Source organism: Cupriavidus sp. HPC(L) (assembly GCF_000307735.3).
In the GTDB taxonomy this organism is placed as follows: Bacteria; Pseudomonadota; Gammaproteobacteria; order Burkholderiales; family Burkholderiaceae; genus Cupriavidus.
The window spans coordinates 1-8,527 of sequence record NZ_AMPR02000122.1 but is presented as its reverse complement, the minus strand read 5'-3'; the positions used below and the strand labels follow the sequence as shown (position 1 = coordinate 8,527).

Below are 8,527 nucleotides of genomic sequence, written 5' to 3'. Positions count from 1 at the left end.
CTGGGTCGAAGTGTTCTCGCATACCGTGCAGCTGCACCGCACGCCGCTGTCGATCGCGCCGATCTTCTCGCGCCAGCGTGCGGGACATCCGCGCGCGTGGATCTTCACGTCGGCGACGCTGTCGGTCAAAGGCAATTTCGGCCACTATGCCGCGCAGCTGGGGCTCGACAAGGACCGCTCGCTGTCGCTGCCCAGCCCCTTCGATTACGGCGAGCAGGGCCTGCTGTACGTGCCGCGCGACCTGCCGGCGCCCCAGTCGCCACAGTTCACCGACGCGGTGGTGGCGGCCGCCTTGCCGCTGATCGAGGCGGCCGGCGGGCGTACCTTCGTGCTTTGCACCACGCTGCGCGCGGTGCAGCGCGCCTCCGACCTGCTGTACGAGGCGTTCGCCGAGCGCGGGCTGCAGCTGCCGATCCTGGTGCAGGGCCAGGCCAGCCGTACCGAACTGCTCGATCGCTTCCGCGAGCTGGGCAACGCGGTGCTGGTCGGCAGCCAGAGCTTCTGGGAGGGCGTCGATGTGCGCGGCGAAGCGTTGTCGCTGGTGGTGATCGACAAGCTGCCGTTCGCGCCGCCCGACGATCCGGTGCTGGCCGCGCGGATGGAGGCGTTGCAGAAGAAGGGCCTGAGCCCGTTCGCCGTGCACCAGCTGCCGCATGCGGTGATCACGCTGAAGCAGGGCGCCGGCCGGCTGATCCGCTCCGAGACCGACCGCGGCGTGCTGGTGATCTGCGACACGCGGCTGGTCGAGAAGCCCTATGGACGGCAGATCTGGCAAAGCTTGCCGCCGTTCAAGCGCACGCGCGAGCGGGACACGGTAGTGGCGTTTCTGGAAGGGTTGAAGAAGGCGTAGCGCGACAGGGGCGACCGCGGTCCGGTGGGCCCGCGATTGCCGCCAAAACAAGCCGCCAAAACAAGCCGCCAAAACAAGCCGCCAAAACAAAAAGCCCGGTTCGGTAGATCGAACCGGGCTTTTCTTATGCTTCCTATGCCTGTCGCAGTGGCATCAGAACAGCTTCCACCATGGCTTGTCCTTCTCGCGGCGCTCGCCGTACTTCATGAAGTCGCTGTTGGGGAAGTTCATCTCCATCACGCGCGCCGTGTCGTCGCGCAGGTCCTTCATGCCGAGCGCCTCGTACGAACGGATCATGATGTACAGCGCCTCTTCGTTGGCCGGCGCGCCATCGTATTCCTTCAGGGCCTGCTGCGCGCGGTTGACCGCCGCCAGATAGGCGCCGCGGCGATAGTAGTAGCGCGCCGCGTGGACCTCGTGCTGGGCCAGCGAGTTGACGATGTACTGCATCCGCGCCGCGGCGTCCGGCGTGTAGCGGCTCTCGGGGAAGCGCGTGACCAGCGTATGGAACGCGTCGTAGGCCGCGCGTGCCGCCTTCGGATCGCGCTCGCTCAGGTCCTGGCCCGAGAAGCGGCCGAGCCAGCCCAGGTTGTCGTTGAAGTTGATCAGGCCCTTCAGGTAGTAGGCGTAATCGACCGACGGATGGTTCGGGTGCAGCTGGATGAAGCGGTCGACCGAGGCCAGCGCCGCGGCGGTCTCGCCGTCCTTGTAGTTCGCGTAGGCCGTATCGATCTGCGCCTGCTGCGCGAAGCGGCCGAACGGGTAGCGGCCCTCGAGCTTTTCGTACAGCTTGACCGCGCGCGGATAGTCGCCGCTGTCGAGGGCGTCCTTGGCTTCCGAATATAATTTGTTGGCTGACCAACCCGCGGTTTCGTCGGGTTGTTCCGAGAGCAGGCCGCATGCCGACAGCATGACGCAGCCGCCCGCGAGCAGAATCGCTCCAAATCTTGCGCGCCAACTGGCGCGTCTCATGCTCATCGATTGCATGGGCAACCTATTCCGGATGAAAAAAAGCGTCAAGCATTATAGCCCAAGCCCCTCGGTCGCCAGCCCGCAAATGGCCTTCGACGGCGAGCCCGCACGCGATGCGGCGGTGGAAACCGAGCTGGAGGATTTCGACGAGCTGCCCGCGGCCGCACTTGTCGAGGCGGAAAGCGGCGCCGACATGGTCCCGCTGGTGCTGGAAGTCGACAGCGCCGCACACGGAGAACGCCTCGATAAATTACTGGCGCGGCAGTTCAGCGAATTCTCGCGCAGCCGCATCCAGCAGTGGATCGACAGCGGCGCCGTGACCGTCGACGGTGCCGTACGCCGGCCGCGCGACAGCGTGCAGATGGGGCAGCGCATCGAGGTCAGGCCGCAGGCCGCGCCCGAAACGCTGGCCTTCACGCCCGAGCCGGTGCCGCTGCAGGTCGTCTACGAAGACGCCGCGCTGCTGGTCATCGACAAGCCGGCCGGCCTGGTCGTGCATCCCGCCGCCGGCAACTGGAGCGGCACCGTGCTCAACGGACTGCTGCATCGCGACCCGGCCGCGGCCACACTGCCACGGGCGGGCATCGTCCACCGGCTCGACAAGGAGACCTCGGGCCTGATGGTGGTGGCGCGCACGCTGACGGCGCAGACCGATCTGGTGCGGCAGCTGCAGGCGCGCACCGTCAAGCGGACCTATCTGGCGCTGGTGTGGGGCGAGGCCCCCGACGAGGGCACCATCGATGCGCCGATCGGCCGCGATCCGCGCGAGCGTACCCGGATGGCCGTGGTCCATACCGCCAGCGGCAAGCCTTCGCGCACGCATTTCCGCACGCTGAGCGTGGCGCCGCTCGGACGCGGCTGCGTGTCGATGGTGATGTGCCAGCTCGAGACCGGCCGCACGCATCAGATCCGCGTGCATTTTGAATCGATCGGCCATCCGCTGCTGGGCGACCCGGTCTATCACCGCGCTACCCAGCGCGGCCAGCGTCCGGCCATCAAGGCGCCGTTGCCGGTGCCGTTCGAACGCCAGGCGCTGCATGCCTATCGGCTCGGTCTGGTGCATCCGGTCACCGGCAAGGCGATGTCGTGGCGCGCGCCGGCCCCGGACGATCTGCAGGCGTTGATCGACGCGCTGGAGTTCACCACGCTGGAAGAGCGCGATCGCTACGACGATGAGGACGATGGCGACGGTGAGGCATGGGATGGCGCCATCCTTTACGAGGGCGATGACGACGATGACGATGACCAACGTTGATGCCGGCAGGCTCTCGCAGCTGGTACCCGACTGGCCCGCGCCGGCGTGGGTACGGGCGCTGTCGACGACGCGCATCGGCGGCGTCAGCCGCGGTCCATATGGTCTCGCCGACGGCGGCGCCGGCGGGCTCAATCTCGGTACTCATGTTGGCGACGATGCCGAAGCGGTCGCGCAGAACCGGCGGCGCCTGCAGTCCTGGCTGCCGTCGGCGCCCCGATGGCTGGAGCAGGTGCACGGCTGCGCGGTGGTGACTGCCGATGGCGCCGACGGTGCCGATGGTGTCGACGGTGCGGAGAACGGCGCGGAGAACGGCGCGCCGCCGCGCGCCGATGCGAGCATCAGCACCACGCCGGGACAGGTCTGCGCGGTAATGACCGCGGACTGCCTGCCGGTGCTGCTGTGCGATCGTGCAGGCACGGTGGTCGGTGCCGCGCATGCGGGCTGGCGCGGCCTGTGCGCCGGCGTGATCGAGGCCACGCTGGCCCGCATGGACGCGCAACGCAAGGACGCGGGATCGCGGCCGCAGTGGCTCGCATGGCTGGGCCCGGCGATCGGCCCGGATGCGTTCGAGGTCGGCACCGAAGTCCGTGCGGCATTTCTCGAGCAGGCCTTGCCGCACGAGCACGATGCCGTCTTGCGAGCGTTCCGGCCCGCTGCGGCGGGCAAGTACCTCGCCGACCTGTACGCGCTGGCCCGCACCCGGCTCGCGCGCGCCGGCTGTGTCGACGTCCACGGCGGCGATGCCTGCACGGTCAGCGATCCGCAGCGCTTCTATTCGTACCGGCGCGATGGCGTGACCGGGCGGATGGCGAGCCTGGTCTGGCTGGAGCCGGCCGCGAAGGAACGATAGGCGGTGAGCCAAGTGGCAGGGCAGCGAGGCGGTTCCGCTGCTCTATTGTCCGAACGACATGACATTTGGCCTCATGCAGCGCCGCCGTCCGGCGGCGTTGCTGCCTTCGCCTGCCGTGCCGCTTGTTCTTCTGCCTGTTCGGCGGCCCGCCGCCGCTTGCGGCGTCCCGGCGTGCCGAGAATGTAGAGCAGCAACGCGACCGGCCCGACGCCATACAGCAGGAAGGTGGCGATCGCCGCCACCACCGTGTGTTCGGTAATGGCCATCATCAGCGCGACGTAGAGCCAGCCGATCGCGACGATATACATCGGAATTTCATCCTCTTCGTGGACACTGCCGCGGCCGAACTCGGCGGCCGCACAGCGCCTTTGCGTCAAGACGTTTCCCGCATTGACAGCGTCATCGTTGCAAGGCAACAATGCCCCGGACGGCGAGTCACTGTGCGGCCCGCAGCGCCCCGCACCACGGTATGCCGTGGAAAGCGCGCTGGCCGTCATTCGGCAAGCATACCGCACGCGCTCCGTGGCCGGAGGAGCGCGCCGCGTGCCGGTTCTCCCGGAGCGAATCGCTGAACGCGTTCCGGGCCGGCTTACCATCAGACGGCAGAGAGACACGACATCATGGCGACCGGCAAAGGCGCGGCAGCTTCCGGACAGGAAGAAAAGACCACACCGTTTTCATCGACGCCGGGGCCATTCGATCCAGCGACATGGCTGGAGTGGTCCAGGCAGGTCCAGGCCAATGGCCGCGCGGCCGGCGGCATGCCGGGCGCGGAAGCGTTCGCGGCGTTGGGCGGCTTCCCCGGCGGCGCCTTCCCTGGCGCCGGCTTCCCCGGCGCTGCATTCCCCGGCGCTGCATTTCCCGGCATCAAGATTGCCCCGGCGCAGCTCGCCGAGATCCAGCAGCGCTTCATGCAGGGTTTCACCGACCTGTGGCGCGCGATGGCGGCCGGCGACCAACAGCAGGTGCAGCTGACCGACCGGCGCTTCGCCGGCGATGCCTGGCGCAGCAACGCGCCGTATCGCTACGCCGCGGCCTTCTATCTGCTGACCGCGCGCGCGATGAGCGAGATGGCCGATGCCGTCGAGGCCGACGCGAAGACGCGGCAGCGCATCCGCTTCGCGGTGACGCAGTGGGTCGATGCGATGTCGCCGGCCAATTTCCTCGCGACCAACCCGGAGGCGCAGCGGCGCCTGATCGAATCGAACGGCGAATCGTTGCGCGCGGGGCTGCGCAACATGCTCGAGGACCTGACGCGCGGCAAGATCTCGCAGACCGACGAGTCGGCCTTCGAAGTGGGCCGCAATGTCGCGGTCACCGAGGGCGCGGTGGTCTACGAGAACGAATACTTCCAGTTGTTGCAGTACAAGCCGCTGACCGCCAAGGTCCATGCACGGCCGCTGCTGATGGTGCCGCCGTGCATCAACAAGTACTACATCCTCGATCTGCAGCCGGAGAGCTCGCTGGTTCGCCACATCGTCGAGCAGGGCCATACCGTGTTCCTGGTGTCGTGGCGCAATCCGGATGCGAGCATGGCGGCGCGTACCTGGGACGACTATATCGAGCACGGTGCGATCCGCGCGATCGAGGTCGCGCGCGCGATCAGCGGGCAGCCGCGCATCAATGTGCTGGGCTTCTGCGTGGGCGGCACCATCGTGTCGACCGCACTGGCGGTAATGGCAGGGCGCGGCGAACGTCCGGCGCAGAGCCTGACGCTGCTGACCACGCTGCTCGATTTTTCCGACACCGGCGTGCTCGACGTCTTCGTCGACGAAGCCCACGTGCAGTTGCGCGAAGCCACGCTCGGCGGCGCGGCTGGTGCGCCCTGCGCGTTGCTGCGCGGCATCGAGCTGGCCAACACGTTCTCGTTCCTGCGGCCGAACGACCTGGTCTGGAACTACGTGGTCGACAACTATCTGAAGGGCAACACGCCGGTGCCGTTCGACCTGCTGTTCTGGAACGGCGACGCGACCAATCTGCCGGGACCCTGGTATTGCTGGTATCTGCGCCACACCTATCTGCAGGACGAGCTGAAGGTGCCCGGCAAGCTGACCGTCTGCGGCGTGCCGGTCGACCTCGGCAAGATCGACGTGCCGACCTATCTGTACGGCTCGCGCGAGGACCATATCGTGCCGTGGACCGCGGCGTATGCGTCGACGCGGCTGTTGTCCAATGACCTGCGCTTCGTGCTGGGCGCGTCCGGGCATATCGCCGGCGTCATCAATCCGCCGGCGAAGAACAAGCGCAGCCACTGGCTCAACGAAGACCTGCCCGACAGCCCGAACGACTGGCTGGCCGGCGCGACGGAGGCGCCCGGCAGCTGGTGGCCGGACTGGTTTGCCTGGCTCGGCAAGCACGCCGGCGCGAAAAAGGCGGCACCGACGCAGTACGGCAGCCGCGACTATCCGGCCATCGAGCCGGCGCCTGGCCGCTACGTCAAGGCAAAGGCTTAGGGCAGGGAACTACGCAACCGGGGCAACGCGAGAGGGAAGTACGCCGGGCGGGCAAGCAGCCCGTCCACTGATTCGTCCGCTCCCGCATCGACATCGACATCCTGAATCCGCAGTATCCGCATTCCATTGAGAGGACTGAACATGACTGACGTTGTGATCGTATCGGCCGCACGCACCGCGGTAGGCAAATTCGGCGGCTCGCTGGCCAAGGTGCCGGCCCCCGAGCTGGGCGCCATCGTCATCCAGGCCGCGCTCGAGCGCGCCGGCGTCAAGCCGGAGCAGGTCAGCGAAGTGATCATGGGCCAGGTGCTGACCGCCGGCTCGGGCCAGAACCCGGCGCGCCAGGCCGCGATCAAGGCCGGACTGCCGCATATGGTTCCGGCGATGACGATCAACAAGGTGTGCGGTTCGGGCCTGAAGGCCGTGATGCTGGCCGCCAATGCGATCGCCTCCGGCGATGCCGAGATCGTCGTGGCCGGCGGCCAGGAGAACATGAGCGCGGCGCCGCACGTACTGCCCGGCTCGCGCGACGGCTTCCGCATGGGCGATGCCAAGCTGATCGACACGATGATCGTCGACGGCCTGTGGGACGTCTATAACCAGTACCACATGGGCATCACCGCCGAGAACGTCGCCAAGGAATACGGTATCTCGCGCGAGGCGCAGGACGAGTTCGCGGTCAGCTCGCAGAACAAGGCCGAGGCCGCGCAGAAGGCCGGGCGCTTCGACGAGGAAATCGTTCCGGTGATGATCCCGCAGCGCAAGGGTGAACCGGTGGCGTTCGCCACCGACGAGTTCGTTCGCCACGGCGCGACGCTCGAGAGCATCGCCGGCCTGAAGCCGGCCTTCGACAAGGCAGGCACCGTGACCGCGGCCAATGCCTCGGGCATCAACGATGGCGCCGCCGCCGTGGTGGTGATGTCGGCCGCCAAGGCGCGCGAGCTGGGCCTGACTCCGCTCGCCACGATCCGCGCGTTCGCCAACGCCGGCGTCGATCCGAAGGTCATGGGCATGGGCCCGGTGCCGGCCTCGCAGCGCTGCCTGTCGCGCGCCGGCTGGAGCGTGCAGGACCTGGACCTGATGGAGATCAACGAGGCGTTCGCCGCGCAAGCGCTGGCAGTGCACAAGCAGATGGGCTGGGACACCGACAAGGTCAACGTCAATGGCGGCGCGATCGCGATCGGCCATCCGATCGGCGCGTCGGGCTGCCGCATTCTGGTGACGCTGCTGCACGAAATGAAGCGGCGCGATGCGAAGAAGGGCCTGGCGTCGCTGTGCATCGGCGGCGGCATGGGGGTGGCGCTCGCCGTGGAACGGTGAGGAGGGGTGGGCCGGCACGCGCGGTTTCAATGCGGACGGCATGGCGCCGTCCGACCGGCGCGCCGGCGTCGATAACAAGAATCTGATCAGGAGTGGATATGACTCAGCGCATTGCATACGTAACGGGCGGCATGGGCGGCATCGGCACCGCGATCTGCCAGCGCCTGGCCAAGGACGGCTTTCGCGTGATCGCGGGCTGCGGCCCCAACTCGCCGCGCCGTGAGCGCTGGCTGGAACAGCAGAAGGCGCTCGGCTTCGACTTCATTGCCTCCGAGGGCAACGTGGCCGACTGGGATTCGACCAAGGCGGCGTTCGACAAGGTCAAGGCGGAGGTCGGCGAGGTCGACGTGCTGATCAACAATGCGGGCATCACGCGCGATGTGGTGTTCCGCAAGATGACGCGCGCCGACTGGGACGCGGTGATCGACACCAACCTGACCTCGCTGTTCAACGTCACCAAGCAGGTGATCGACGGCATGGCGGATCGCGGCTGGGGCCGGATCATCAATATCTCGTCGGTCAACGGGCAGAAGGGGCAGTTCGGCCAGACCAACTACTCGACGGCGAAGGCCGGCCTGCACGGCTTCACGATGGCGCTGGCGCAGGAAGTCGCGACCAAGGGCGTGACGGTCAACACGGTGTCGCCGGGCTATATCGCCACCGACATGGTCAAGGCAATCCGTCAGGACGTGCTCGACAAGATCGTCGGCACGATCCCTGTCAAGCGCCTGGGCCAGCCGGAGGAGATTGCCTCGATCTGCGCCTGGCTCGCGTCGGAGGAATCCGGTTTTGCCACCGGTGCCGACTTCTCGCTGAACGGCGGCCTG

Annotated in this window: 8 protein-coding genes; 6 read left to right on the top strand and 2 right to left on the bottom strand. The window is 67.5% G+C overall.

Features of this window, described 5'->3' with window-relative positions:
* The coding region (locus tag B551_RS09150; RefSeq protein ID WP_023263941.1) for an ATP-dependent DNA helicase at nt 1-850 on the top strand (850 nt) is incomplete at its 5' end.
* Nucleotides 851-1,003: 153 nt separating this feature from the next.
* Here B551_RS09150 and B551_RS09145 read toward each other — a convergent pair.
* The gene (locus tag B551_RS09145; RefSeq protein ID WP_023263940.1) at nt 1,004-1,837 is read right to left on the bottom strand and encodes an outer membrane protein assembly factor BamD; all 834 of its coding nucleotides are present in this window, start codon (nt 1,835-1,837) and stop codon (nt 1,004-1,006) included.
* Between the two features lie 16 nt (nt 1,838-1,853).
* Between B551_RS09145 and B551_RS09140 the strand changes: the two genes are divergently transcribed.
* Together B551_RS09140 and pgeF are read left to right on the top strand one after the other, a co-directional pair.
* Nucleotides 1,854-3,077: an RluA family pseudouridine synthase gene (locus B551_RS09140; protein WP_043438362.1), complete on the top strand. Its 1,224-nt coding sequence runs from the start codon at nt 1,854-1,856 to the stop codon at nt 3,075-3,077.
* A complete protein-coding gene (pgeF, locus tag B551_RS09135; protein WP_157071946.1) occupies nt 3,064-3,927 on the top strand; it encodes a peptidoglycan editing factor PgeF in 864 nt (287 codons plus the stop codon). The genes B551_RS09140 and pgeF overlap by 14 nt, the downstream gene beginning before the upstream one ends.
* Before the next feature lie 71 nt (nt 3,928-3,998).
* On the opposite strand, the gene B551_RS09130 is transcribed toward pgeF, so the two are convergent.
* Nucleotides 3,999-4,235 carry a hypothetical protein gene (locus B551_RS09130; RefSeq protein WP_006577374.1) on the bottom strand — a complete coding sequence of 79 codons (237 nt, stop codon included), beginning with the start codon at nt 4,233-4,235 and terminating at the stop codon, nt 3,999-4,001.
* 312 nt (nt 4,236-4,547) lie between these two features.
* Between B551_RS09130 and phaC the strand changes: the two genes are divergently transcribed.
* From phaC to B551_RS09115, 3 genes are all read left to right on the top strand, one after another.
* Nucleotides 4,548-6,380, top strand: a complete 1,833-nt coding sequence (phaC, locus tag B551_RS09125) for a class I poly(R)-hydroxyalkanoic acid synthase (protein ID WP_006577375.1) — start codon at nt 4,548-4,550, stop codon at nt 6,378-6,380.
* Nucleotides 6,381-6,521: 141 nt separating this feature from the next.
* Nucleotides 6,522-7,700, top strand: a complete 1,179-nt coding sequence (locus B551_RS09120; RefSeq protein ID WP_006577376.1) for an acetyl-CoA C-acetyltransferase — start codon at nt 6,522-6,524, stop codon at nt 7,698-7,700.
* 98 nt (nt 7,701-7,798) lie between these two features.
* The coding region (locus B551_RS09115) for a 3-ketoacyl-ACP reductase (protein ID WP_043438356.1) at nt 7,799-8,527 on the top strand (729 nt) is incomplete at its 3' end.

What these genes read in the sequence shown, in the direction of transcription:
- pgeF (WP_157071946.1), top strand. Translation starts at nt 3,064, where the DNA reads ATGACCAACGTTGATGCCGGCAGGCTCTCGCAGCTGGTACCCGACTGG.
- B551_RS09140 (WP_043438362.1), top strand. Translation starts at nt 1,854, where the DNA reads ATGAAAAAAAGCGTCAAGCATTATAGCCCAAGCCCCTCGGTCGCCAGC.
- B551_RS09130 (WP_006577374.1), bottom strand. Translation starts at nt 4,235, where the DNA reads ATGTATATCGTCGCGATCGGCTGGCTCTACGTCGCGCTGATGATGGCC.
- B551_RS09145 (WP_023263940.1), bottom strand. Translation starts at nt 1,837, where the DNA reads ATGCAATCGATGAGCATGAGACGCGCCAGTTGGCGCGCAAGATTTGGA.
- B551_RS09120 (WP_006577376.1), top strand. Translation starts at nt 6,522, where the DNA reads ATGACTGACGTTGTGATCGTATCGGCCGCACGCACCGCGGTAGGCAAA.
- phaC (WP_006577375.1), top strand. Translation starts at nt 4,548, where the DNA reads ATGGCGACCGGCAAAGGCGCGGCAGCTTCCGGACAGGAAGAAAAGACC.